25 protein-coding genes and 1 pseudogene are annotated in these 24432 nt (G+C 52.4%); 9 read left to right on the top strand and 17 right to left on the bottom strand.

Annotation, left to right across the window (positions count from 1 at the left end):
• Window positions 1-12 precede the first annotated feature (12 nt).
• Both saoX and saoP read right to left on the bottom strand, forming a co-directional pair.
• Window positions 13-1365, bottom strand: coding sequence for an ABC transporter substrate-binding subunit SaoX (saoX, locus tag I2H39_RS29480; protein ID WP_275892408.1), 1353 nt, complete (start codon window positions 1363-1365; stop codon window positions 13-15).
• 26 nt (window positions 1366-1391) lie between these two features.
• Window positions 1392-2189: an ABC transporter permease subunit SaoP gene (gene saoP, locus I2H39_RS12860; protein WP_243129913.1), complete on the bottom strand. Its 798-nt coding sequence runs from the start codon at window positions 2187-2189 to the stop codon at window positions 1392-1394.
• A gap of 345 nt (window positions 2190-2534) precedes the next feature.
• On the opposite strand from saoP, the gene saoT reads away from it, so the two are divergent.
• The 6 genes and pseudogenes from saoT to saoA all read left to right on the top strand — a co-directional run bounded on the left by saoT (window position 2535) and on the right by saoA (window position 6089).
• Window positions 2535-2792, top strand: coding sequence for a thioredoxin-like (seleno)protein SaoT (gene saoT, locus I2H39_RS29475; protein WP_264469615.1), 258 nt, complete (start codon window positions 2535-2537; stop codon window positions 2790-2792).
• A complete protein-coding gene (saoE, locus tag I2H39_RS12855) occupies window positions 2786-3895 on the top strand; it encodes an efflux transporter SaoE (RefSeq protein WP_227146304.1) in 1110 nt (369 codons plus the stop codon). The genes saoT and saoE overlap by 7 nt, the downstream gene beginning before the upstream one ends.
• A gap of 7 nt (window positions 3896-3902) precedes the next feature.
• The gene (gene saoC / locus I2H39_RS12850) at window positions 3903-4433 is read left to right on the top strand and encodes a Cys-Cys-COOH (seleno)protein SaoC (protein WP_207746804.1); all 531 of its coding nucleotides are present in this window, start codon (window positions 3903-3905) and stop codon (window positions 4431-4433) included.
• Between the two features lie 13 nt (window positions 4434-4446).
• Window positions 4447-4677, top strand: a complete 231-nt coding sequence (locus tag I2H39_RS12845; RefSeq protein ID WP_195626634.1) for a hypothetical protein — start codon at window positions 4447-4449, stop codon at window positions 4675-4677.
• A gap of 15 nt (window positions 4678-4692) precedes the next feature.
• Window positions 4693-5226, top strand: a pseudogene (gene saoB / locus I2H39_RS12840) (ABC transporter substrate-binding (seleno)protein SaoB); the annotation flags it as partial.
• 17 nt (window positions 5227-5243) lie between these two features.
• Window positions 5244-6089: an ABC transporter ATP-binding protein SaoA gene (gene saoA, locus I2H39_RS12835; protein ID WP_138307484.1), complete on the top strand. Its 846-nt coding sequence runs from the start codon at window positions 5244-5246 to the stop codon at window positions 6087-6089.
• Between the two features lie 11 nt (window positions 6090-6100).
• Here the strand turns inward: saoA and I2H39_RS12830 are convergent, their stop codons facing one another.
• From I2H39_RS12830 to I2H39_RS12800, 7 genes are all read right to left on the bottom strand, one after another.
• Window positions 6101-6499 carry a hypothetical protein gene (locus I2H39_RS12830; protein ID WP_138307486.1) on the bottom strand — a complete coding sequence of 133 codons (399 nt, stop codon included), beginning with the start codon at window positions 6497-6499 and terminating at the stop codon, window positions 6101-6103.
• A gap of 148 nt (window positions 6500-6647) precedes the next feature.
• Window positions 6648-8345: a polysaccharide biosynthesis protein gene (locus I2H39_RS12825; RefSeq protein ID WP_138307488.1), complete on the bottom strand. Its 1698-nt coding sequence runs from the start codon at window positions 8343-8345 to the stop codon at window positions 6648-6650.
• 6 nt (window positions 8346-8351) lie between these two features.
• A complete protein-coding gene (locus I2H39_RS12820) occupies window positions 8352-9518 on the bottom strand; it encodes a DUF3048 domain-containing protein (RefSeq protein WP_330640913.1) in 1167 nt (388 codons plus the stop codon).
• A gap of 17 nt (window positions 9519-9535) precedes the next feature.
• Complete coding sequence (gene ybeY / locus I2H39_RS12815) at window positions 9536-10033, bottom strand: rRNA maturation RNase YbeY (protein WP_138307492.1); 498 nt, start codon at window positions 10031-10033, stop codon at window positions 9536-9538.
• Window positions 10034-10053: 20 nt separating this feature from the next.
• Window positions 10054-11052 carry a PhoH family protein gene (locus I2H39_RS12810; protein WP_138307494.1) on the bottom strand — a complete coding sequence of 333 codons (999 nt, stop codon included), beginning with the start codon at window positions 11050-11052 and terminating at the stop codon, window positions 10054-10056.
• Window positions 11049-12308 (bottom strand): sporulation protein YqfD, encoded by a 1260-nt coding sequence (locus I2H39_RS12805; protein ID WP_195626632.1) that lies wholly within the window; start codon window positions 12306-12308, stop codon window positions 11049-11051. Before I2H39_RS12805 ends, I2H39_RS12810 begins: the two co-directional genes overlap by 4 nt.
• Window positions 12309-12326: 18 nt before the next feature.
• Window positions 12327-12596, bottom strand: a complete 270-nt coding sequence (locus I2H39_RS12800; RefSeq protein WP_138307499.1) for a YabP/YqfC family sporulation protein — start codon at window positions 12594-12596, stop codon at window positions 12327-12329.
• Window positions 12597-12737: 141 nt separating this feature from the next.
• Here I2H39_RS12800 and I2H39_RS12795 point away from each other — a divergent pair, with 141 nt between their 5' ends.
• Window positions 12738-13652, top strand: a complete 915-nt coding sequence (locus tag I2H39_RS12795; RefSeq protein WP_138307501.1) for a DUF4397 domain-containing protein — start codon at window positions 12738-12740, stop codon at window positions 13650-13652.
• An 89-nt stretch (window positions 13653-13741) separates the two neighbouring features.
• Here the strand turns inward: I2H39_RS12795 and I2H39_RS12790 are convergent, their stop codons facing one another.
• From I2H39_RS12790 to I2H39_RS12755, 8 genes are all read right to left on the bottom strand, one after another.
• Complete coding sequence (locus tag I2H39_RS12790) at window positions 13742-14470, bottom strand: YebC/PmpR family DNA-binding transcriptional regulator (protein WP_138311421.1); 729 nt, start codon at window positions 14468-14470, stop codon at window positions 13742-13744.
• A 178-nt stretch (window positions 14471-14648) separates the two neighbouring features.
• A complete protein-coding gene (locus I2H39_RS12785; protein ID WP_138311420.1) occupies window positions 14649-16031 on the bottom strand; it encodes an MATE family efflux transporter in 1383 nt (460 codons plus the stop codon).
• On the bottom strand, window positions 15991-17466 hold the full coding sequence (locus tag I2H39_RS12780) for a hemolysin family protein (RefSeq protein WP_195626631.1): 1476 nt from the start codon (window positions 17464-17466) through the stop codon (window positions 15991-15993). The genes I2H39_RS12785 and I2H39_RS12780 overlap by 41 nt, the downstream gene beginning before the upstream one ends.
• A gap of 168 nt (window positions 17467-17634) precedes the next feature.
• Window positions 17635-17982 carry a type II toxin-antitoxin system PemK/MazF family toxin gene (locus I2H39_RS12775; RefSeq protein WP_138311418.1) on the bottom strand — a complete coding sequence of 116 codons (348 nt, stop codon included), beginning with the start codon at window positions 17980-17982 and terminating at the stop codon, window positions 17635-17637.
• A gap of 148 nt (window positions 17983-18130) precedes the next feature.
• Window positions 18131-19321: an alanine racemase gene (alr, locus tag I2H39_RS12770; protein ID WP_138311417.1), complete on the bottom strand. Its 1191-nt coding sequence runs from the start codon at window positions 19319-19321 to the stop codon at window positions 18131-18133.
• Window positions 19322-19377: 56 nt separating this feature from the next.
• Complete coding sequence (locus I2H39_RS12765) at window positions 19378-20925, bottom strand: NAD(P)H-hydrate dehydratase (protein WP_138311416.1); 1548 nt, start codon at window positions 20923-20925, stop codon at window positions 19378-19380.
• Window positions 20885-21304 carry a holo-ACP synthase gene (gene acpS / locus I2H39_RS12760; RefSeq protein WP_138311415.1) on the bottom strand — a complete coding sequence of 140 codons (420 nt, stop codon included), beginning with the start codon at window positions 21302-21304 and terminating at the stop codon, window positions 20885-20887. The genes I2H39_RS12765 and acpS overlap by 41 nt, the downstream gene beginning before the upstream one ends.
• 20 nt (window positions 21305-21324) lie before the next feature.
• Window positions 21325-21987, bottom strand: a complete 663-nt coding sequence (locus I2H39_RS12755) for a redox-sensing transcriptional repressor Rex (protein ID WP_138311414.1) — start codon at window positions 21985-21987, stop codon at window positions 21325-21327.
• Window positions 21988-22151: 164 nt separating this feature from the next.
• Here I2H39_RS12755 and I2H39_RS12750 point away from each other — a divergent pair, with 164 nt between their 5' ends.
• Together I2H39_RS12750 and I2H39_RS12745 are read left to right on the top strand one after the other, a co-directional pair.
• The gene (locus I2H39_RS12750; RefSeq protein ID WP_195626682.1) at window positions 22152-24104 is read left to right on the top strand and encodes an ABC-F family ATP-binding cassette domain-containing protein; all 1953 of its coding nucleotides are present in this window, start codon (window positions 22152-22154) and stop codon (window positions 24102-24104) included.
• A gap of 22 nt (window positions 24105-24126) precedes the next feature.
• Window positions 24127-24417: a hypothetical protein gene (locus I2H39_RS12745; RefSeq protein WP_195626630.1), complete on the top strand. Its 291-nt coding sequence runs from the start codon at window positions 24127-24129 to the stop codon at window positions 24415-24417.
• Window positions 24418-24432: the final 15 nt, after the last annotated feature.

Genomic DNA, 24432 nt, shown 5'->3' with positions numbered 1-24432 from the left:
GCTTGTTTTTTCTTAATGTTTATGGTCGCTCTGTCCGGCCGTTGTCTCTGCCGCTTTCTCAGCCGCCTGCTCCGCCGCCTTTTTATCACGCGCTTCCTGCTCCGCCTTCAGCTGTGCCTCATGGCCTTCCGCTGCCTTTGCAGCATCCTGTGCAAGCTGCTCGTCCGTGATGTGGTCAATTTCCATTGCCTTTTTCAGCCAGTCCTCGTACTCCATTCCCAAGGGGAAATTCTTATCCAAATCAATGGACTGCGCGAACACATCAAAGCTTCCCAGATTGGCCTTTTCCACCCACTCCGGCTGGCAGAACTCTTCCAGCGTGTCAAGGCTTGTCCTCTGTTCCGGGTCAATATTGAATTTGTCATACTGGGCGAAACGGTTTTTGATATTATCCTCGCTGAATTCCCATGTAATGGTGCGTCCTTCTTTTACGCATTTCATGTACATGGTTCTGAGTCCGACAATCTGCGTGGTGCCAAATGTATCCGCAAAAATCATGGATGCATTGTACGGGTGAAGATACATATACTGTATGGCAAGCCCGTGAGCCAGTACAAGTCTCTTGGCCAGTTCTTCATGTTCCTTGGCAAAATCCTGCTGCATTGCATATACGCAGCACATACCCCATCCTGTTTCCTTATCAGAGGAGATATCAGCTCCCCATCCTGTACACATAATATGTCCGATACCTTCGGACTCTGCCTGTGAGGCATAGGGGTCTCAGCAGGTAAAGGCAGCCAGCTGACCTGCCTTCATCGCTATCAGTGCATCGGACGAGCCCATGGAGATAGCTTCGTATTCCCCGTCTGCCGGGTCCGGGGACAAGCCCAGTTCCTCCGCCCATGTGTGCCACTCCGGACGGTATTTAACGCTCTCGCCTCCGATGGCAAGCTTCTGTCCCTTAAGCTGCTCCGGGTCGGTAATATCATTGCTCACAACCAGATACCGGGAACCTCCCAGATGGTTCGCAGCCGCCATATAAAGCGGTGCTCCGTTCTTGGATGCGTCAATGGCGCTGTCAATTCCCAGATACCCGACATCCATTTCACCTGAAGACATGGCCTCTGCAATCTTGCCTGTCTTCGTAATATTGACCTTCAGTCCCAGGGCGTCATAGATTCCCGCTCCCTGCCCCACAAGCGCCGCCACCATGTGGTCGCAGTTGTTATATCCCATCTCCACCACAAAATCCTTATCCGCTGCCGGAATCTCGCCAAGTATATCCTTATATTTGGCGGCCTCCACAACAGGGTCATAGTCGGTGGAAACGGTCACACTTGTCTGAGTACTGTCCTTGCACCCCGCCAGCGCCGTTACCAGCACTCCGATTGCAAGGACGCTTGAAAACACTCGTTTCTTTTTCATTTGTCCGCTCCTTCAATTATAAAGTATTAATCCACTTTCCATTTTAAGAGGATTGACTCAATCAGCAGCATCCCCTTGTCAATCACAAAGCCTATCAGTCCTGCAATAATCATGTACGCCATCATGACATCCGTCCTCATACGGCCTTGCGCCTCTACCATACAGTAACCGAACCCGGCACTCGTCGCGATGAACTCCGCTCATATGACGGACATCCATCCCGCGCTGATAGCCAGTCTTATGCCTGTAATCACTCCCGGTAAGGCGCCCGGCATGATTACATCCCTGATTACGTCCCATGTGCTCGCACCCATGCTTCTCACTGCGTGGTAATAATCCCGGCTGATATCCTGTACTCCTGCAATCGTATTCAGGATAAGGGTAAATACCCCGCTGAAGGCAATCATAAAAATCGTAGGTCCGTCGCCCAGGCCAAACCATACAATGGAAAGGGGCACCCACGCCATAATCGGCACCTGGCGCAGGGAATTGATGAACGGCGCTATGGCTTTCATCAGTTTGGGGGAATACCCCATCAGCAGGCCTATGGGAAATCCAATCAGACAGGCATACATGACGCCTGTCAGCACGCGTCTCATGGTTATTCCTATATTGCGCAGGACATATAAATCCCGAAGGCTGTCGAATACGCTGTAAACCACACTCTCTAAGGTAGGGAATATGAAAAAGTTATTCGTTATATGAGCGCCGAAAAACCATATGACCGCTATCACTGCCACGGCTGCAGGAGTATAATAATTAAATCCTTCTCCCGACAGCTTTTTCCAGTTTCGCCTGTCCTGTCTTCTGACGCCCGTAATCATCCTGTTAACCTGCCTTTCCTGACTGTTAAGCTTATGCTTTTCCTCCATTTTTTCACCTCCTCACTGGTAATTTCTTCATAACGATATGAGTTTACCATGGCTTTTCAGAGATGTATAATAGTTAATCTCTATTCATTTTCCCCTGTCCATAGAATAAACAAATCCCCCTTTTTCCGCTGTTTCCCACGCCATTTTTATAGGTATTTCCATCCTGAAACCAACGGAATTATCTATGCCCCCGCCCTCATCCATACTATATTTCTATACGTGTTTCTTTCAGCCGCTTATTATGTTATAATTCCTCCGAATGGAAAAAAATACAAGTAAAAAAGGGGGAAAGCTGCCATGAACAGACCATGTATTGAATACATTTGCGCATGTGCATGATGCGAGGTTTACATTGGGTTCGTTGAATCCTTAAAGAAAGAATATGAAGGAAGGCTGGAAGTCGTCATATATAAAACCGGCAGAGACTTCGATTATATCAAGAAATACGGTGCGGTAACCAAAAGCATGCTGGTCATTAATGAATCCAGGGCCATAAAGAAATTAAGCCGTGAATCCATAACCGCGGCATTTGAGGAGGCAATACAATCTTGTTAAATGAATTCTTTGCGTTTATCTTCCATGTCTGTTACTCCGCACTTAATATGCTGAACAGTTCCTCGGTCTGGATGGTCATAAGCTTTGCCATTGCCGGAGCTTTACATGAATTTCTGAGCCCTGAAAAGATGAAAAAAAGCTCCATCTGTTCATCCAGGGTTTCCGGCGTATTCTGGGTCACTGTGTTCGGTATGCTGATTCCCATATGCAGCTGCGGAACCATACCCCTGGGAATCAGCCTGTACTATTCAGGCGCCTATCTGGGCCCCACACTGGCATTCATGACATCCTCCCCCATGATTAATCCCATTGCAGTGATTCTCTGCTGGGGACTTTTAGGAAAAGAAATTACCATTATATATGTAATCACCGGATTTGTGGCTCCCATGCTCATCGGTGTGGTTGCAAACAGATTCGCAGGCAGCGAGCTTCATATGCCGGGTATCGGTGAACAGACCGGACAGCCCATAATCCTCCTGGAAGAGGAACCAGTCTCTTTTAAGGACAAGCTGCTGTCCGGACTGAAGTGGTCCTTTACCGAGCTGTCTGTCACCGTATGTAAATATGCGGTAAGCGGAATGCTCATTGCCGGCCTGATTTTCAATATATTCCCCCAGTCAGCCGTGCAGACCTATCTGGGGAATCCGGGAATCATCTCCCTTTTTGGAATCACGGTGGTGGCCGCCCTCATGTATGTGTGCGCGGTGGGTCATATCCCCTTTATCGCGGCCCTTGTGGCCAGCGGCGCTGCTCCCGGGGTCGCAATCACATTTTTAATGGCAGGCGCTTCCACTAATATACCGGAGCTGCTTACCATTCACCGGACCATTGGAAAACGGGCCATGATTATGTACTTTTTCATGGTGACTGTCATTTCCAATATTGTGGGATACATCACAAACCAGCTGCTTATGCCCGGTTTTAAGCCTGTTCTGGATTTTGACGCCTCCCAGAAGACAATCCGGGCTGCCAACAAACTGATTTTCACTGCGCCCCTGTGGCTGAAATACCTGTGCAGCTTTGTCCTGGTTATCTATGCATGTGTGGCGCTGGCACGAATCATAAAAAAACAGCTTGGCAGCCAGACTGCTGAAATGGTTTAGGAGATGAATGATGAGTAAAAAAACAAAAAAGCTGACCCCATACAAACGGATTTCCCTGTACACCATCCTACTTTTATCCGTCTGCTTTCTTGCTTTTTCAGCCAGCAAATATCTCCGGAAGCAGACAGAAGAAACAAATACCGGCCGCCGCAGACTGGCCTTTGCCCCTGCTGTGGAGGAGGACAACCAGGCTCTGCTTATCTTTAAAAAGGAGTTTCCCGACCGGGAAATTTATCTGGCCTGTGAGGAGGATGTGACGGACGACGGGATACCTGACCTGCTTGTTATTTATAAAGAAGGTTCCCTGGTCCGCTTCGTAACTGCCATTGGCCAGGACAGCGGCGGTTATGTTTATACCGACCCTATCCCTGCGCCCATTGAAAACCAGGGCATACAATTTAAGAACATAGACAATGAAGGCGAAATGGAATTTATCATCTCCGGTGAAAAAAACGGACAGGCCGGATATGCCATTTACCGCATCATCGACGGACAGCCAAAGGATTTATTCGGCGATGGCATGGATAACTGCTGTTGAAAGGAGCATTCATATGAACCCATCCCTAAAAGCCCTGCTGTGTACAGCAGCCCTCTTCACCGTCTGTTTCCTTGCAATATTCCTTTTTCCTAAGGATAACACAGGAACAGACCGGGGCCTGCTGCGCATCGGAGCCGGAGACGATATATCCGGTTATCTGATGGATGAGACTTTAAGACACTGCGGCAGCAACACGGTCCAGGGAAAAACAGCCGTTGAATCCTTTGAATTCAACGACTGCTGAAACAATACCGCACAATGGGCTTTACGCTCAGAGGAAATTGACGTTGCATTTTACTGCAGTCACATGGCATACCATCTGATTGAGGACAAACGGTTCATGATATACGCCCCTGTCATCATGAATTCAGATGTGATGATTTACAGCGGCACGGATATGGAACATGTATCCCATATAGGCATCAGCCAGGGCCGCAGGCATCTGTCGAAGATGGTGTCGGAAGCCTATCCGCAGATTACTGAAATCTCGGAAATCAGTCCCAGGGTTCTGGGATATTCCCTTGAAACAGGGCAGATTGACGCCGCGGTCATGGATGTCACCAAAGCAGTCCTGGTGCCCGGAGTAACCATTGCGCCCATATCAGACGAGGACTATATCTCCTATGTACTGGTTGTGCGCAGAGACGTGGCGGACACGGAACCCTTCCTGAAATTTGTGGATGCCTATAACAAAACAGTCCGGGCTTTAAACCGGACCGGGACATTTTCTGAGGTCATAAATGCTGACGGGATTCTTCCGGACTCCGTCCACATCAAATTCTTGGGAATTTAAAAGAAAGGAAGATTATTATGTCTATCACTGTGCAGGAACTCAGCAAGAGTTTTGAGAGCAAACGCGGCGCCAAAGAAAGGACCGTTGTTCTGTCAGATATCAGCTTTGAAGTCAGGGACGGGGAATTCGTTTCCCTGTTAGGTCCTTCCGGCTGCGGCAAAACAACCACCCTTACTATTATTGCGGGTTTTCAGCCGCGGGACAGCGGCAGAATTTTTGTAAATAACCGTGAAGTGACAAAGCCCGGTCCTGACCGTGCCTTTGTATTCCAAAATTATGCCCTCCTTCCATGGCTGAAGGTGGGTGAAAACATTCTCTATCCCATGAAAAAGAGAAAGATACCAAAGACACAGCGTGAACAGCGCCTGAAGGAGCTTCTTGAAATGGCGCAGCTCCAGGACTATGCCAACTACTATATCCATGAGATATCCGGCGGAATGAAACAGCGTGTGGCCCTGCTGCGCGCCCTTGCCTGCGACCCTGAGGTCCTGCTCCTGGACGAGCCCCTGGGGGCAGTGGATTTCCAGATGCGGCAGCTGCTTCAAAAACAGCTGGAGCAGATGCTTCAGGCAAAAAAGACCACGGCCTTAATGGTTACCCACGATGTGGACGAGGCAGTCTATCTCAGCGACCGCGTCATCGTCATGTCCAGGGAAAAAGGAAAAATACTGGCCGACATCACCATAGACATCCCACGCCCCCATGACAGGACCAGCGTAGTCTATCACCATTACATGGATGAGCTCACCCAGGTGCTCAGTTCCGCCCTGAATGGTGATGTGAAGAATTCCGAGGACGAGGACCTTTTAGACTTTATCCAGAAAAATGAAAAGAAAAAAAAGGAACATCTGGCCACCGCATAGGCTGGACCTTGTCAGCTTGTATAGGATTCCAGATAGTGGTATACGTCCATCATGGACGGAAACCATATGCCCTCCATCAGCTTTTCCCTCTCCTTTTCCGGAAAATCCGTAATAGGGATATGGGTGTAAAGACAGATGGTGCTGCGGTCACTGCAGAATACCAGGAGAAAGCCGGACTCCGACACAAGATAGTATTCTTCTGCCGGAGAAACGCTTTCCAGTATTGGCTTTACCTGTTCCTGGTTCATGGCGGCCCTGTCATCCACATCATTGACAGTCTCCGTTTCAATGACCGTATTGGGAACTGCCTGTTCCTGCCTAACGCTATATCGGGTAATCCCGTATGCAACAATCAGACACACAACCGATGTAACTGCAAACAGGGCAAAGCAGTATAATAGCTTCTTCATGAACTAACCTCCTCGCTGGCTCCGCCCCGCCATACCCGGTCGGCATGGCGCCGTAAGCCGCTTTAAGGTTAGTATCTGCTTTCTAATCCAGTTTTAATCATGAATTCTCAAATTTTCCATCACTCTTTTCCCATGCATCCCATGCATCCTATCCCAGAAGCCGGAAACGGTTCAAAAGCCGTACCAGTCTCCTTCCTCCCGGCATGCCCTTAAGCTCCTCTTCCTCCACTGCCCTGAACCTTACAAGGAGCACGGCGTAGACCAGGATGGCCACTGCCACGGAGGGAAATACCACGATGGCCATGCCGGTCCTGCCCCCCATCAGCCGGTCCGGAAGCAGGGCGTAGATGGCTCTGTATACCCCGTAAGCAGCAGCTCCCATGAATCCGGCGCATATTGAAGGCAGGATAAGGGTCCTCTTGTATTCCTGCTTATATCTGGCAAATCTGGCAATGGCGTGTCCGTTTAAGAGACACATCACAAAGGCGAACATAATATTGGCGAACACCACGCTGTAAATTCCCATCTTCAGCACCATGAGAAATACCTCCAGCACTGCCACGTGAATGACCAGAGCAATGACTGCATGGCGTATGGGCACGTCCATGTGGTTCAGTCCCTGGAGAATGGCGTTTGTAACCGTTGACAGGGAATAAAATACCACGGCCAGGGAACCAGCCATGGAGAGCCGTATCAGCATGGCATTGTCCTCGCTGATAAACAGCAGGTTGCAAACCGGCTTTGCCAGCACCGTGATTCCCACTGCGGCCGGAATGGCAATCAGCAGGGAGAAACGGATGGAGGTGGCAATCCGCTCCAGCTTCTCCCTTCTGTTCCTGTTTGCCACTGCCCTTGTGAGGGATGGTATCAGGGAAGAAGAAAGGGCATTGGAAACAGCCACCGGTATGTTGAACAACAGCTGGTACTGGCCCAGCACGCCCCAGTAGGTGGCGATGGAATCCTCCAGATAGCCCAGCTTATCCATGCCCTGTCCAAACAGGTAATTGTCCACCACATTGGAGCAGTTGTAGATGCCGCTGCTGATAACAATGGGCAGTACGGTGATGGTGAGCACGTAGAAAATCCTGCGGTAGCTCTCCGTCCTCCCTGACCTGTCCTCCCGGACCAGCTGCCTTCTCTCCCGCCCTCTGGAGGCAGTAAGGCATATGAAAAACAAAAAGGCCGTGAGCGCGCCCGCTCCGGTTCCAATGGTGCCGCCTGCAGCACCCAGCGCATAGGAATAATCCTTGGCGCCCCGGGCAGCATTGATGGACGAGCCCACCCCAAAGAGGATTCCGGCCGCAACCACGCTGACCACTGCATTGACTATCTGTTCTAAAATCTGGGACACTGCCGTGGGCACCATGGTGCCTGTTCCCTGGAAATATCCCCTGAGCACTCCCAGATATGCCATAATCCAGATGGTGGGCGCCAGGGTCTTAAGCGCATAGCGGCTGAAAGGCGTCTTGATAAGTTCTGCGAACAAATCCGCCCCAAACCACAGGACCACTGCCGCCACGCCTCCCACCACCGTGGCATAAATAAGAGCCGCTTTTAAGATGCGGCTGCAATTTCTGTGCTCTCCCCTGGCCAGCCGGGCGGATATCATCTTGGATACTGCCACCGGCATGCTGTAGGAGGATAATATAAGGAGGATATTATACACATTAAAGGCCGATGTATAATATCCGTTTCCCTGTTTTCCGATAATGTCGTTAAGGGGCATCCGGTAGAGCATCCCTATGATGCGCACCACGATACCGGCCATGGCCAGGATGCTTCCCTGTATGACAAAATCAGCTGCTTTCTGTTTCCTGGTTTTTTTCCTGCTTGTCCTTGGATTCATGTCTTTTTACTGTGTATCCTCATTTCCCATAATTTCCGACTTGGCAAAATCCCTGGTGGGAATAATACAGACCCAGGTCTTTCCCTGATTCAGCACAACTTCATCGTGATTGGTATCATAATAACGGGTGGTGCCGAACTCGCCGTCCTTCTCCCAGTTAATGGGAATCGCTTTGCCGTCTGTCATAAAATACCCGCATTCCGTGGTATGTACATTGATATCCAGATAATCCGTAGTGGCGTAATGGCCGGTCTGGCAGTACTGGAAAATCACGTTCTTCACTGCAACGGGGCCTTCGTCCCCCTGGTGGATTCCGCCGTACTGGTAACGGTGGTACAGCCCGTCCGAGGGGTCATATACAAAGTATGCCTGGTTCATCATGTAGCCGGTCTTTACCGTGCCTGCATCCATGACTCCGGGACGCTGTTCAAGGGACGCTTCCCTGCCGTCCCTGGCAAAGAGATAATGGCCCTGGTAGGAAGGGTCATAGGACTGGGTGTACCCCAGCTTCTCAATAGAGGCAGTAATCCTGTCCCCGCTGGTATACGCGTTATGGGGCGACTTCTTGTCCTTTGTGCGGTAAAAGGCCAGGCCGCCGATGGCATCCAGACCATTGATATTGTCCACGTTCTTCAGATACGGCTTGGCAAAGGTGCTCTGGCCGTAGTGGACATAGATGGCGTCAAATTCCCTGGCAAAATAGGTGTAATAGGTCCGGCAGCTGCGCACCGAGCCTATGCGCTCCAGACCGTCATAATCCTCTATAAGGGCCATATACCGGTTCATGCCGCCCTCCACAGGCGCCTCATAGACAACGCCTGCACGGTTCATGCCGTACTGGGGCCTGGCCTCCTTGTCATTGCTCATCATCACGGCAGCGGGCCGGCGGTTTCCCCTGGCAGCTTCCACCATCTGGCCGGTCAGGTAGCTGCGTATCATTCCGCCCTCCTCTGTCCGTTCCTCAGGAAGATAATAATCCGGCAGGCTTCCGGTATCCTCTTTTGTGGTCTCGGGGTCCGACCGGATGATAATATCGGGTTCAGTGGCCTCAGCGGCGGCAGAAGTCTCCAAAGCCGTGGTCACTTCCACGCTGGCCTCCTTTGCGCAGCCCGTTAACATCACTGCCATGGCCAGTACTGACATGGTAAGCCCTGCCGTCCAACTGATTGCCATCCTTCTGAACCCGTTTCTCATCTTGTATACCCCCTGGTTTCCAGTATCTCTTTCTGTTTTTCTTCCATCACCAGCCGTTCGCCGTCCTCCATGTGGTCGTAGCCAAACAGATGGAGCATGCTGTGGGCTGTCAGGAAAGCCAGCTCCCTGGTCTGGGAATGGCCGTATTTCCCAGCCTGCTCCTCCACCTTGTCCACGGAAATCACAATGTCGCCCAGCATCAGTTCGCCGGTCTCAGGATTGAAATAATCCTCCACGGCGTCCTCCACATGGTCAAAATCCGACGGCGTCCCGTAATCCACCATGGGAAAGGACAGCACGTCCGTTGGGGCGTCAATCTGACGGTGCTCCCGGTTGATTTCCTGTATGGCGTCATTGTCCGTAAGAATGACACTGACCTCTGCCTCGTAGGGACAGCCCTCATAATCCAGGGCAGCCAGCACAATGTCCTCAATGATTTCCCGGTAGGGCAAATCCAGTACCTTCTCTGCTTCATATTCAATTGAAATGGTCATGGTCTTATCTCCTTGGCGGATTAATTCCGCTCCCGTATCCTGCGCCGTCCTGGGGGCGGGGTATTCTTCTGTTCATAAGTCTCGTAGGCCTGTACAATTTTCTGCACCAGGGGATGGCGCACCACATCGGAACTGGTCAGGTAACAGAAACCAATGTCATCAATCCGTTTCAGCACCTTAAGGGCTGTGTCCAGACCGGAAACAGCGCCGCCCGGAAGGTCCTTCTGGGTCTGGTCCCCTGTTATGATGACCTTGGAACCAAAACCGATTCTGGTAAGGAACATCTTCATCTGTGCCGGAGTGGTGTTCTGGGCCTCATCCAGGATGATGTAGGCATTGTCCAGAGTCCTTCCCCTCATGTAAGCCAGGGGCGCCACCTCTATCAGCCCCTTTTCCGAATTATGGAGATAGCTCTCCGCTCCCATAATCTGGTACAGGGCGTCGTAAAGAGGACGAAGGTAGGGGTCAATCTTGCTCTGGAGGTCGCCCGGCAGAAATCCCAGCTTCTCGCCGGCCTCAATGGCCGGCCTGGTAAGGATGATGCGCCCCACCTCTCCGTTTTTAAAAGCCTGGATGGCCATGGCCATGGCAAGGTATGTCTTTCCCGTACCGGCAGGTCCGATGCCGAACACAATCATCTTCTTGCGGATGGCATCCACATAGTGTTTTTGTCCCAGTGTCTTTGGCTTCACCGGTTTGCCGGATATGGTCCGGCATATGATGTCCTTGTCAATCTCCAGAAGCTGTCCGTCATTCTCCGTGAAAGACAGGGACAGGGCATAGTCCACGTTCTGTTCCGTGATGGTATTGCCTCTCCTGGACAGCTCAATCAGGTTGTTGAACACGCTTTTGGCCTGGCCTATGGTTTTCTCCGGTCCGATGATTTTTATTTCGCCGTCCCTGGCAATCATGGTCACATGCAGGGTGCGCTCTATTTTCTTTAAGTAGGTGTCAAATTGTCCGCAGACATTCCTCTCATGCTCTGCGGGAATGTCAATCATTGTCTCAATTACACTCATTCAGCAGTCATTGTCTCCTCTGGTTTTTCTCCCGGCTCCCCGCCGGAATTCTTGTCAGGCTCTGCTGCCGGCTGTGTCTTAACAATGGATTCCTCTGTCACAAGTTCACCCGTCAGACGGCATTCAGAAACACTTGTTTCTATTCTATCATTATTTTCAAGAATTTGTACCCCCTTTTCCTCTAAATTTTTGACAAATTGGTAATTTATGGCTTTGGACAGCTCCTTCAGCTCATCTTCCCTGTAATTCCGCTCATAGGATGCCATCTCCCGGCCCTGTATGGTGCCTATATACACAGGCAGATAATAATTGGAAAACAGCCTGAACTGCTTTTCCTCCATGGAATAATCCCACTCTCCCTGTCCCCTCACAGGGGTCAGGAAGGTAAAGGACCAGGCCCCGGCCTTCATGTACCACCCTCTCCGCCTGCGCCCTGTCCGAACCCGTTCCCTGTGCAGGAGAGGAAATGTCTTCTCATATTGCTTGACGGTCCTTGCCACGATATCTGCATCCGCGTGAACCATGTAGGCATTGATTTCCTCCTCATTGTCACCGATGATGGGGACGCGTCCGCTGACCAGTACCTGTCCCTCCTCCACCTCATCCCCCACGCTGACCTGGGCAATGCCCTGCCGCACCACCATGGAGGTAATGACTCCTGACCGGGCAGCCACTATGTCGCAGGGTGTCTCGTCCTTCTCAGGAATCGTGGACAGCACCTCGTTTTCCTTGATATGGATGAGCAGTCTTGTGCCTGACACCCGGGCAGATACCCAGGTTATCTCGGGAAAACTTGTGCGCATGGAGGCTTCCAGGTCCTCGCAGTTAATCCTGGCCTTCAGCATACCGTAATCAATGTCCTGGGTGTCCAGAAAACGGACCAGGGTGTCGTAGGTATACCTGTAATTGCCTTCAAACTGGATATCCCATATGAACAGGGACATAACATAAAGCACCAGGAAAAAAGCCATGATTCCCGCCCCGTAATACCAGCGTTTCCTGTGCCTGTAAATAAAAAATGGGAGGCCGAAACGGCCGGTGATGTGCAGCCTTACCTGTGCCTTGCGCACCAGGGGCTTCACCCGGCGGTACCCTTCCACAGTCATGAAAAACTCATAATCCCCGTCCCGGTTGCAAATCAGTCCCCATACCTCCAGACCTCTGGCATTGCAGAGATTCAGGAAGCGTTCCGGAGAATAGCCGTGAAGACGGAGTCTTACATATCCTTCCCAATTATGTAACAGCCATTCAATCAAGCAGGCCCCTCCTTTGATTTATGTTTCAAATTCCAAAGAACCGACCTGGCCGGTTATCTTCATCTCCTCCGCCGTATAGTAATCAATCTTTAAGCGGGCTCCGTGAATCACCACCTTGCAGTTCTTAGCCTGGAGCTTAATCAGGGTGTCCGTGTAAATCAGGATGCTCCTGTAATTCTCCACATTCACCTGGCTCCTGCCCACAAAGCTTATAAGCACATCCCCCAGAATTACATCCCGGGGCAGCCCCAGTGCGGATACGGCTGTTTTCTTTGGTTCCCATGACATATGCCCACGCTCCTGATACACTGGTTCTTTTTATTATATGCATCAGCCTGTTAAAAATGCAGTTCCCTTTTTTCCGAAAACAATCACATTCCGGCTTCCATATGAATAGACTATAATGAATCAATCTTTTGCGAGGTCTCTATGAACAATCAGTCCTATCATACAGACAGAATGAACGAGTATCCGGACACCCTCCTGACCACGGCAGAGCTGGGTGAGGCAGATGTTCCCGTGGCTCCCCTTCCCAACCCCGGCGAGGGAGGCCCTGTGGACAGCGGCAGCAATCAGAATAACGGCTCCAACGTCCCTGTCATCCCCCTTCCCAATCCGGGCGAAGGCGGTCCTGTGGACAGCGGCAATAACCGCCCCGGCTTCCCGCCCATCTTCCGGCCCATTTTCCCCGGAAACAGCGGCTCTGTCACTGTGATTCCCGGCGTCACCTTCCCATGCTACAACTGCATCGCCACCAGCTTCGGCAGGGTGCGCATTCTGAATGCTTCCACCGGTTACCAGCCCTTTTACGTGTACCTGGGCAACTGGATGATTGCAAGCGGCCTGGGAAACGGCGACATAACAGGCTATGTCCAGTCCGCCTCCGGCACCCAGACCGTCACGGTTTCAGGAGCCAACGGATATGTGTACATCCAGAAAACCATACAGGTCCGAGCCTCAGCCTCCATGACCATTGCCATCATCAATACGGCAAGCGGCCTGGACATCATGGAAATATCCGACATTTCCTGCAACGCCCCTTCCGGCACCAGCTGTCTGCGGGCCTGCAACCTGTCTCTGAACCTGGGGCCCTTCGACGTGTCCATCGGCAGCCAGAACTCTTCCTACACTGCCTTCACCAATGTGCGGTACAGGGAAGTGACCCCTTACACCAGCTTCTATCCGGGGTGGTACCAGCTCTACATCTCCAGGACCGGCTCCTACCCCAACACCGCGGTGGCAACCACCTCCGCCAATATGAGCGCCAATACATCCTACACCCTGTATATCTTCAATGCCCCCAATGCAACAGACGGGCTGAAAACACTGGTGGTATCCAACTAAACCGCAGGGTTCGGCCGGCGCATGGCCCAACGGGCAGACGGAAAAACGGTTTGCAGGAATTATGTCCCGCAAACCGTTTTTCTTTTCGCTTATTCGTCCCAGTTATGGTACACGGCCTGAACATCGTCGTCCTCATCCAGCAAATCCAGTGTACGGTTTATTTTCTTGATGTCGTCCTCATCGGTCAGCTCCACCCATGTCTGGGGTATCATGGTCACATCCGCCTCCATCATGGGAATGTTCCGGGCCTCCAGCGCCTCGCGCACAGCACTGAAATCATCCGGTGCAGTGATAACCTCGTAGCTGTCCTCCTCCTCGGCAAAGTCCTCTGCGCCTGCATCCAGGGCAAGCATCATCAGTTCGTCCGGGTCCATGTCGCACTCTTCCTTGTCGATGATAATCTGTCCCTTTTTATCGAACATATAGGACACGCTTCCCGGCGTGCCTACGTTGCCGCCGCCCTTGGTAAAGGCGCTTCTCACATTGGCAGCCGTGCGGTTCTTGTTGTCGGTCAGCGTATCTACGATAATGGCCACGCCGTTAGGGCCGTATCCCTCGTATGTAAGGGTCTCGTAATTCACGGAGTTGGCATCGCCTGCAGCCTTCTTGATGCCGCGGTCAATGGTATCATTCGGCATGTTGTTGGCTTTTGCCTTGGCAATAACGTCTCTCAGCTTACTGTTGTTGGCCGGGTCTGCCCCGCCCTCTTTTACGGCAACAGCAATCTCACGGCCTATAACAGTGAAGATTTTGCCCTTGGCAGCGTCGTTGCGCTCTTTCTTATGTTTAATGTTGGCAAACTTTGAATGTCCTGACATTGGTAAACACCCTTTCCTGTTTCTTCTTTTATGGTTTATACGTTCAAATACAGCCTTCTGCTGTATTTTATACACATCTTTTCTATATTAACACGAATTTTTTTATATGGCAAGAAAAATTCTTTGGCCCGGATTCATGGCCCGGATTCTCAGATTCCCGCCCTGTATCCGTTCACAGCTACCGCACCTCCGCTGCCAGATTCCTGAGCCACTTCTTCTGCCTGTACCGTATATATCCCAGCACAGCCTTATAGACCTCCTCCGTCATCACCAGTGCATAGACCGTATAGATAGGCAGTCTCCACACCAGGGCTCCCAGGAACGCCAGGGGCACGCCGATGAACCACACGCCGCTGGTGTCCAGGAACAGGCACATCTTTGTGTCGCCGCCGCTTCTCAACACTCCCACCACATTGACGTAATTAAACATCTTCGCCGGCATGTAGGCCGCAAAAATCAGAATGCACAGGCTTACGTCCCGCGCCACCTCAGGCGTGATGTTGTAAAGACTGATAATGGGCCACCGGATTCCAATCAGCACCACTGCCACGCCCACTGTTGCAATGAACTGGAGGATGAAGAAATGCACCGCATACTTCTCCGCCCGCTTGAGATGGCCTGCCCCCAGTTCATTGCCCAGGATAACGGCCGTTGCCGCGCTCAGACCCTGGAACAGCACCACCAGGATGTCCTGTATGGTGGTGGCAATGGTGATGGCAGCCACTGCCTCGTCCCCCATGCGCCCGTATGCCAGGGAGTACATGGTTGTGCCCAGCCCCCACATGAACTCATTGGCAATGACAGGGGCGGATGTCCTGAAAAACTGGCCGATGAACAGGCCGCTCCAGCCAAACAGCTCCCTGATGCCGCAGGCCACAGGCAGCTTCTTTCCGTACACATATCCCAGAATCAGCATAATTTCAATAATTCTGGCTATCAGGGTAGCCACGGCAGCGCCGGATACTCCCATGGCAGGCGCGCCGAACTTGCCGAATATGAGCACGTAATTCAGGCATATGTTAATCACAATGGCGATACAGCTGCTTATAACAGGGAATATAACCTTGTTCACCGCCCGGAGTATGGCCACATATACATTGGTCATGGCCAGGAAGGGGTAGGTCAGAACCGCTATCTTCAGGTACTTTGCCCCCAGCTCCACGCTGTCATGGCTGGTAGTGAATATGCGCATGACGGATTGGGGGGACATAAGGGCCGGTACAACGAAAAACAGGGCGCCTGCCAGGGCCAGCAGAATGGAAAGCCCCAGGACCTTCCTTATGCTTTTAATATCACCGTTTCCCCAGAACTGGGCCGCCAGTACGCCGCTTCCGCTGACAATGCCGAATACAAGCAGCGAAAATACAAAGAAAAATTTATTGGCCAGTCCCACTGCTGCTATGGCTGTGGCCCCCATGGTTCCAATCATCAGGGTATCCACCAGGTTTACCACTGTGTTGAGCATTCCCTGCAGGGCCACGGGACAGGCAATCATAAGCGCCTTCCTTAAAAATCTGCTGTCACGAAACATCTCCTTCGTGCTCTCTACTAACTGCATCATACTTCTCTTCCACCGAATCTTTCCCGCTGTCCGCAGTCTTCCCGCCTTCCGGCACAGGAAATACCCGGACGCTCTCTATCATCTTATTGCCGGCCCGCTCCACCTCAAAGAGCCAGCCTCCGAATTCCACCTGTGGATTCTCCCCCTCCTGAGGGATGCGGTCCAGCCGCGAAACCAGATATCCGTTCAGGGTATCGTAGGTATCGCTGTCCTCCTCAGGCAGCTCAATATCCAAAGTCTCCATCACGTCTTCCAGCGGCGTAAGGCCGCTCATCACAAAGGAGCCATCCTCCATGGCCTGTATGAAATCCTCTTCCTCATCGTATTCATCCATGATGTTGCCCACAATTTCTTCCAGTATATCCTCCATGGTAAGGAGGCCGGCTGTCTGTCCGTACTCATCCACCACGATTTCCATATGAATCTTGCGGGACTGCATCTCCTTGAAAAGGGTATCTATGTTCCTTGTCTCCGGAATGAAATTGGCTTCCCTCAGAAGGCCGGGTATGTCCATAACCAGCCTGTCCCTGTTCTCTTCCTGTTCTGAAAAGGTCATGGCATCGCGCATGTGCAGGATACCGATGATGTCGTCTATGTCCTCCCCGTATACAGGATACCTGGTATTCACGCCTTCATTCAGAATGAAATCCACTGCCTCCTTAAGGCTCATGCTGCCGTCCAGGGCAGTCATGTTGGTGCGGTGGGTCATGATGTCCGCTGCTTCCTTGTCTCCCAGCTCAAAGATATTGGTTATCATCTCCGTCTCGTCCGCTTCCAGGACGCCCTGTTCATGGCCCTCATTGACCATGGACATGATGTCCTCCTCCGTCACATTGCCGTCGTCGTCCGCCAGGTCCACCCCAAAGGGCTTTAGCACCAGGGCTGAAATCAACGTTATCAGGCGTGTCAGGGGCAGGAATACCCCAGCAAAGAAAAGCACCACCGGAAGCATATGGTATCCCCACTTCTCAGGCTCCTTGGCCGCCAGGCGTTTGGGTATAATGATGCCGAAACTGATGACCAGCACCAGGACAAATATGGTGACCAGGGCCAGAAGTCCTGCCCACTGCCACCAGGATGGGTTCCTGTACCACGGCGTGCCTGCCATCTCCATCACCTGGGCCGGGTCCACCCAGGCCAGCACTTTTCTCAGAAGGAACCTGCGCTCCACCATGCCAATCATGGCAGGCAGGATTGCCGCTCCTATAATCATACCCATCAGATGGGTGGTAACCTGAATGGTATGGACAAACCTCACCGGACGGTTCACTATCTCCAGCAGGCGGGCAGCCTTTTTATTCCCCCCGGCCGCCTCCTCTTCCAGCTTCCCCTCGTTCACATTCTGTATTGCCGAACCAAAACCGTAAAACACTGCCTCCAGAAGAATAAATCCTATCAATATGAGGATACTGACAGGTGGATAACCATCGTCCATAATGACAAAAAGACTCCTTTCATACTCATAAAACGCCATTGCCGCGGAGTACTGCCAAAAAAAGCAGAGCTATACCCCTAAAATACGGCATAACTCTGCTTATCATATCATTTTTCTCATATTTCGTCAATGGTGCCTTATACACCTGCCCATGGTGCCCCCGCCTGCTTATGTACGCAGTTCCAGGCTAATCATAAGGGCCTCATCCACCCTCTGCTGCAGCTCCTCATCAATATGACAGATTTTCTCCTTTAATCTCTGTTTGTCAATGGTGCGCAGCTGTTCCAGGAGAATGACCGAATCCTTAATCATGGCACAGCGCCTGGTGGGCAGCTCCACATGGGTGGGCAGCTTGGCTTTGTTCATCCTGGATGTAATGGCCGCGCATATGACCGTGGGACTGTGCTTATTTCCCACGTCATTCTGGATAATCAGCACGGGGCGCACTCCCCCCTGCTCCGAGCCAACCACCGGCCGTAAATCTGCATAATAAATATCTCCGCGTCTGATAATCACATTGTTCACACTCCGTCAATTTATTCAACCTTAGTATTGACATTTTTGGCCTGTGTATACATGGCCCGGATACACTGGGGCATCCGGCCTGCTTTACGCCACACTAATAACATATGATTCAGACGTTCTCTTTGAGCCTGGTAGGCTTTTACATATATCCGAAGCCCTGGTAAATATCGTTAAAATAATCCTTTTGGCCAATGGCCTTCCCGTCCCTCAGATAGACCCTGGGGACCCGTTTTCCGATTCCGCAGATGATTTCGTAGTGGAAACCGCCGCCCAGACGGGCCAGCTCCTCCACCGTGATGCATTCATCCCCATCCCTTCCAATGAGGGTGGCCTGGTCCCCTTCCGCTGCCTCCGGAATGTCCGTTACATCCGCCATAAACTGGTCCATGCATATTCTTCCAAGGATTTTTGCCCGTTTCCCCCTAATCAGCACCGTGCCCTTATTGGAGAGACTGCGCGGATAACCGTCCCCGTATCCCACCGGAATGGTGGCCACCCGCATGGGACGGTCTGCCACAAAGGTGCCTCCGTAGCTCACGGCCGTACCGGGCTCAATGGTCTTTATGTATGTGATAAAGCTCTTAAGCTCCATGGCCGGAACCAGCTTTACCCTGTCCTGAGCCACCTCATCAGAAGGATACAGACCGTAAATGGAAATCCCGGCCCGCACCATATCCAGTCCGTTGGAGTCCAGCCCCTCCACAATGCCGGCGCTGTTGGAGCAGTGGCGGACCGGTATATCCAGGCCCCGGCTGCGGAGCATTTCGCAAAAATCCCTGTATGCCCTGTACTGTGCCTCATAAAACGTCTTATCCGCCTCGTCAGCCCTGGCAAAATGGGTAAACATTCCCTCAATGCGGATACCCGCAAGCCCGGATATCCTGACTGCCTCCTCTGCCGATGCCTCGTCCGGCGTCATGCCAATCCGGCTCATGCCTGTGTCCACGGCCAGATGGATGCTGGCCCTGGCGCCGTTCTTTACAGCTGTCTCCGATAGCTTCCTGGCCTCCTCATACCGGAACATGGCCGGACGTATATCATACCGGACCAAATCTTCAAAGCGGCTCTCATGGGTCACGCCCAGCACCAGAATCATTTTCTGTATGCCGTGGCGGCGCAGATTGATTGCCTCGTCAATGGTCGCCACCGCATAGCCTTCCACATAAGGGGCAATGGTTCCGGCCACCGGAACGGCCCCGTGTCCGTACCCGTCTGTCTTTACCACACCAATCATGGAAGTGGCTGGCCCAAGGCTGGCCTTCATTGCCCTCATATTGGATTCCACCGCATCCAGGTCAATGGCTGCGTAAACTCTGCTGTAAGAATTCATGGTTGTTGCCTCCTGTGTCATGTCCCCCTTTTCACGGGGACCCTCTTGATTGTATTTTAATTCATAGACCCGGCCATCACACTGCCGACCGCATCCGCCAGTTCCGATGCCAGCAGGCTGTGGGCGCCGCTTTTAGAGGCGGCCGCGTCTCCCGCCCGCCCGTGCAGGTATACGCCCAGGCAGGCGGCCTCCTCCTCCTCCATGCCAATGGCTATCAGTCCTGCTATGATACCTGTGAGCACGTCTCCTGAGCCGGCCTTTGCCATGGCGCTGTTGCCGCTGGAGTTGATGTACAAATTCCCGTCCCGCCCTGCCGTGACCGTGGCTGCGTCCTTCAGCACACAGGTAAGGCCGTAGCGGCCTGCATACTCCAGGGCCGTGCCTGCCAGGTTTTCCTTAATCTGCTCTATGCCCTCCCCCGTGAGCCGGGCCATTTCCCCCAGGTGCGGGGTCACAATAATGTTCTCCGTATAATAGGATGTCAGATAGGGATGGCCAGCTATGGCATTCAGGCCGTCCGCGTCAATGATGACCGGCACAAAGGCGCTGGTCAGTATATCCTCCACCAGATACTCCACGTAGGGTCCGTTTCCCAGTCCCGGTCCCAGGACCACCACGTCGGCCCATTCCATCTGGGCTTCTATCATCTTCCGGAATTCCTCCCTGCCCTCCATGAGCTGGTCCGGGGTGTAGGCGGCTATAATGGCCTCCGGCAGGCGTTCCTGGAGTATCTGCCGGTTTTCCTCCACCGTAAGGAGCTTTACCAGCCCGGCCCCTGTCCGGTATGCAGATAAGGCGCTCAGGTAAGCGGCCCCGCACATATTCCTGGAGCCCGCCACAATCAGTACCTTTCCAAAGGTTCCCTTGTTGGAATAAGCAGGACGCCTGGGAATCCGTTTCAAGTCCTCATCCCCGTAGGTAACGGCAAAATCCCCTGCCGCCGTTCCCTCTGCCGCCTTCACCGCCTCCAGGGCCTGAACGGGAAATCCGATATCAGCCACTTCCACCTGCCCTGCATATTCCCGTCCCGGATACAGGGCTGTCCCGGTCTTCTCCCATCCAAAGGTAACGGTTACATCCGCCTTCAGGGCAATGCCCATGACAATTCCCGTATCCCCATGGATGCCTGAAGGAACATCCACTGCCACGGTACGGCGTATGGACCTGGCCTCCAGCATCTCGATGCACTGCCTGTACTCTCCCTCAACCGGCCTGCTCAGTCCCACGCCGAACACCGCGTCAATGAGAAGGCCGCACGTTTCCTTTTCCCCGTCCTGCCAGGGCGAAGAGAAAAGGCCCACATTGGCGGCAATGGAAAGCTGTGCTCTGAATTCCTCTGTTCCTCTTTCCGGATTCCCCACCAGGAATACACGCACCGGATACCCTTTTAAATGAAGCATTCTGGCTGCCGCCACGCCGTCGGCCCCGTTGTTGCCGGTGCCGCATACAGCCCACACCGTATCCCCCTTCTCCCAAAGGCGCTCTGCTGCCCGGGCCACCTCAAGAGCAGCCCGTTCCATCAGGACCAGGGATGGGATTCCCACGGTATGGATGGTATATGCGTCAATGGCCTTCATCTGTTTTCCCGTTACCAGCATCCTCATATGACTGTACCTCCTTTATCCTTCCCTCTCCCACTGCAAATGCCATGGCGTATTCCCCTGTGTTGGTGATGGAAACCTCCAGGCGTTCCATCCCCATCTCCTTAAACCGCGTAAGGGCCCCCCGGTAAAGGCGGACATAGGGCTTGCCCAAATCGTCCCTGAGCACCTCCACGTCAATGGGCATAAAGGTGCGGAATCCCGTTCCCAAAGCCTTGGCCACAGCTTCTTTCACAGCAAAAGAGCCGGCCAGCTTAGAGGCGGACCCCTTTGCTTGCCGGCTTTCCATATCTGTAAATGTGCGCATCACAAAATAATCCTTTTTACAGGCTTTTTCCATGCGGCTGATTTCAATTAAATCCGTTCCAACTCCAAGTATCATGGCGCTGACTTCCTAAACATTTACTTTAATGAATTTCTCTGCTCCTCCTGCTGGTCATACATACTGCTGACCCGGTAGGAAAGGCGCATCAGGCTCTCGGACAGATGTACATTTTCAACCACCACATCCTCCGGCACCACCAAATCCGTATGGGCAAAGTTCCAGATAGCCCTGATTCCCGCATTCACAAGGCGGTCCGCTATCTCCGGCGCCTTTGTCTTGGGAATGGTCAGCGCTGCAATCTGAATCTCATTCTCCCGGATAAATGTCTCCAAATCATCCACGGAGCGAATCTCAATTCCCCTGATAACAAGTCCAATCAGTTTGGGGTTAATATCAAACATTCCCCTGATGACAAAGCCCCTGCGCTCAAAATTCGTGTAGTTGGCAATGGCCTGTCCCAGGTTTCCTGCTCCGATGATAATTACATTATGCTGTCTGTCAATTCCCAGTATCTTAGCGATTTCCGAATAGAGGTACTTTACATTATAACCATATCCCTGCTGTCCGAATCCGCCGAAATTATTCAAATCCTGACGGATTTGAGATGCAGTCACCTTCATTCTGGCGCTCAGCTCGTTGGAGGATATACGCTCCACACCTTCCTCTATTAATTCACCTAAATAACGGTAATAGCGGGGCAGCCTAGAAATCACTGCCTTCGAAATCTCCTTGCGTTCCATGATGTATCCACCTTCCCATTGTGCAATTCTATCAAAACTCTAATAGTACTATTATAAACACACGTCAAAAAAATGTCAAACACGTTTACATATGTTCTTGAAAAAATCGTTCCCTTATATTATACTTGTGAGAGCAAAATATGTCGTTTTTAAAGGAGTTTACCATGATTTTATCATGCAGCAATATAAGCAAATCTTTTGGGGAGAAACATATATTAAAGCAGGTTTCCTTCCACCTGGAGGACCATGAGAAGGCGGCCATCGTGGGAATTAACGGCGCCGGCAAGTCCACCCTCCTGAAAATCGTCATCGGGGAGCTGGCCCCTGACGAGGGGTGCGTTGCCCTGGGCAAGGGCGCCTCTGTGGGCTATCTGGCCCAGCACCAGGACCTGGACAGCGGCAGCACCATCCAGGACGCCCTGCTGGAGGTCAAACGCCCCATTCTGCAGATGGAAGAACGCATCCGCTCCCTGGAACTGGATATGAAAAGCGCGTCCGGCGAACGCCTGGAAGCCATGCTGGAGGAATACAGCCGCCTGACCCACCAGTTTGAGCTGGAAGGCGGCTATGCCTGCCGCAGTGAAATCACCGGTGTATTAAAGGGACTGGGCTTTGCCGAGGAAGAATTCACAAAGCCCATCAATACCCTTTCCGGCGGGCAGAAGACCCGCGTGTCCCTGGGCAAGCTTCTTCTGACCAGGCCGGACATCCTGTTTCTGGACGAGCCAACCAACCACCTGGACATGGAATCCATTGCCTGGCTGGAGACTTACCTTAAGACCTACAGCGGCAGTGTAATCATTGTTGCCCATGACCGGTATTTCCTGGACCGGGTGGTGACTAAAATCGTGGAGCTGGACAATGGAACCGGAACCGTATTCAGCGGCAACTACACTGCATACAGCGACAAAAAGGCCATGCTTCGGGATGCCAGAATCCGGGCATACTTAAATCAGCAGCAGGAAATCAAGCACCAGGAGGCGGTAATTGCCAAGCTGAAATCCTTTAACCGTGAGAAATCCATACGCAGGGCCGAGAGCCGTGAAAAGATGCTGGATAAGATTGACCGGCTGGAAAAGCCCATGGACATCGACGACTCCATGGACATCCGGCTGGAGCCGGATGTGGAAAGCGGCAAGGATGTGCTTACAGTCACCGGCCTGAGCAAATCCTTTGACAGCCAGACCCTGTTCACGGATGTGGACTTTGAAATCAAGCGGGGGGAGCGGGTGGCCATCATCGGCAACAACGGAACAGGCAAGACCACCCTCCTTAAAATCATCAACCAGCTGCTTCCGGCTGATACCGGCGAAATACGCCTGGGTTCCAAGGTCCATATCGGCTACTACGACCAGGAACACCAGGTCCTTCATATGGATAAGACCCTGTTTGACGAAATCCAGGACACCTATCCCACCATGAACAATACCCAGATTCGCAATACCCTGGCCTCCTTTCTCTTTACGGGGGACGATGTGTTCAAGCTAATCCGCGACCTGAGCGGCGGCGAGCGGGGCCGTGTCTCCCTGGCCAAGCTGATGCTGTCCGACGCCAATTTCCTGCTGCTGGACGAGCCCACCAACCATCTGGACATCACGTCCAAGGAAATCCTGGAAAGCGCCCTGTGCCGTTACACCGGAACCGTCCTCTATGTGTCCCACGACCGGTATTTCATCAACCGCACAGCCACCCGAATCCTGGATTTGACCGGCCAGTCCCTGATTAATTACATCGGCAGCTATGACTACTATCTGGAGAAAAAGGAGGCTGTGGAAGCGGCCTTTGCGGCCAGGAACAGCCGTTCATCATCCGCCTCCCGTACCTCCCGGTCCGCCGGCAGCCCTTCCCAGGGCTCCCAGAATGACCTGAAGCTGGAGTGGAAGGCCCAGAAGGAAGAACAGGCCCGTATACGCAGGATTCAGAACGAGCTCAGGAAAACAGAGGATTCCATCCATGCCCTGGAGACAAGGGACAGTGAGATTGACGCCCTGCTCACCAAGGAAGAGGTCTACACCGATGTGCCGCGGCTTATGGAGCTGAATAAGGAAAAAGAGGAAATAGCCGGACAGCTAGAAACGCTGTACCTGCACTGGGAAGAATTAGCCGAGGAGGCCTGATGCCGCAGAAAGGAGCTGCTACATGAAACTGAAACGTATATTTGCCCTCATAGGCGCCATTGGGCTGGCCGGCCTGTTTATCCTGGCCATTGTGCTGGCTGCCATGGGAGCGCCGAAGAATTATCTCATGGCGGTTATCTTCTCCCTGGTTTTCATACCCATTATCATGTATGCCATGGGACTTATGACCAGGGTGCTGAAACCATCCGACCCCTTTGAAGATATGGACGGAGATGCCGGAGGGAATCCCCTGCAGGATAAAACAGACATGGATTCAAAGGATGATTTGAGAGAATCCAAGAGAACCAAATAAATGACACTCCCCCTG

The organism is Clostridium sp. 1001283B150225_161107_B6, assembly GCF_015556325.1.
Taxonomy (GTDB): Bacteria; Bacillota; Clostridia; order Lachnospirales; family Lachnospiraceae; genus Enterocloster.
Note: the sequence above shows the minus strand (reverse complement) of the source record. Positions and strands in the feature narration are given on the sequence as shown.

Excerpts from the sequence above, each read along its gene's own strand:
- I2H39_RS12785 (WP_138311420.1), bottom strand. The coding sequence starts at position 16,031 with ATGATGCAGTTAGTAGAGAGCACGAAGGAGATGTTTCGTGACAGCAGA.
- I2H39_RS12755 (WP_138311414.1), bottom strand. The coding sequence starts at position 21,987 with ATGGAACGCAAGGAGATTTCGAAGGCAGTGATTTCTAGGCTGCCCCGC.
- I2H39_RS12795 (WP_138307501.1), top strand. The coding sequence starts at position 12,738 with ATGAACAATCAGTCCTATCATACAGACAGAATGAACGAGTATCCGGAC.
- ybeY (WP_138307492.1), bottom strand. The coding sequence starts at position 10,033 with ATGACCATTTCAATTGAATATGAAGCAGAGAAGGTACTGGATTTGCCC.
- I2H39_RS12745 (WP_195626630.1), top strand. The coding sequence starts at position 24,127 with ATGAAACTGAAACGTATATTTGCCCTCATAGGCGCCATTGGGCTGGCC.
- I2H39_RS12750 (WP_195626682.1), top strand. The coding sequence starts at position 22,152 with ATGATTTTATCATGCAGCAATATAAGCAAATCTTTTGGGGAGAAACAT.
- I2H39_RS12800 (WP_138307499.1), bottom strand. The coding sequence starts at position 12,596 with ATGTCATGGGAACCAAAGAAAACAGCCGTATCCGCACTGGGGCTGCCC.
- I2H39_RS12830 (WP_138307486.1), bottom strand. The coding sequence starts at position 6,499 with ATGAAGAAGCTATTATACTGCTTTGCCCTGTTTGCAGTTACATCGGTT.
- I2H39_RS12810 (WP_138307494.1), bottom strand. The coding sequence starts at position 11,052 with ATGAGTGTAATTGAGACAATGATTGACATTCCCGCAGAGCATGAGAGG.
- saoA (WP_138307484.1), top strand. The coding sequence starts at position 5,244 with ATGTCTATCACTGTGCAGGAACTCAGCAAGAGTTTTGAGAGCAAACGC.
- saoC (WP_207746804.1), top strand. The coding sequence starts at position 3,903 with ATGATGAGTAAAAAAACAAAAAAGCTGACCCCATACAAACGGATTTCC.
- I2H39_RS12820 (WP_330640913.1), bottom strand. The coding sequence starts at position 9,518 with ATGGCAATCAGTTGGACGGCAGGGCTTACCATGTCAGTACTGGCCATG.
- I2H39_RS12845 (WP_195626634.1), top strand. The coding sequence starts at position 4,447 with ATGAACCCATCCCTAAAAGCCCTGCTGTGTACAGCAGCCCTCTTCACC.
- I2H39_RS12825 (WP_138307488.1), bottom strand. The coding sequence starts at position 8,345 with ATGAATCCAAGGACAAGCAGGAAAAAAACCAGGAAACAGAAAGCAGCT.
- I2H39_RS12765 (WP_138311416.1), bottom strand. The coding sequence starts at position 20,925 with ATGAGGATGCTGGTAACGGGAAAACAGATGAAGGCCATTGACGCATAT.
- acpS (WP_138311415.1), bottom strand. The coding sequence starts at position 21,304 with ATGATACTTGGAGTTGGAACGGATTTAATTGAAATCAGCCGCATGGAA.
- I2H39_RS12790 (WP_138311421.1), bottom strand. The coding sequence starts at position 14,470 with ATGTCAGGACATTCAAAGTTTGCCAACATTAAACATAAGAAAGAGCGC.
- I2H39_RS12780 (WP_195626631.1), bottom strand. The coding sequence starts at position 17,466 with ATGGACGATGGTTATCCACCTGTCAGTATCCTCATATTGATAGGATTT.
- alr (WP_138311417.1), bottom strand. The coding sequence starts at position 19,321 with ATGAATTCTTACAGCAGAGTTTACGCAGCCATTGACCTGGATGCGGTG.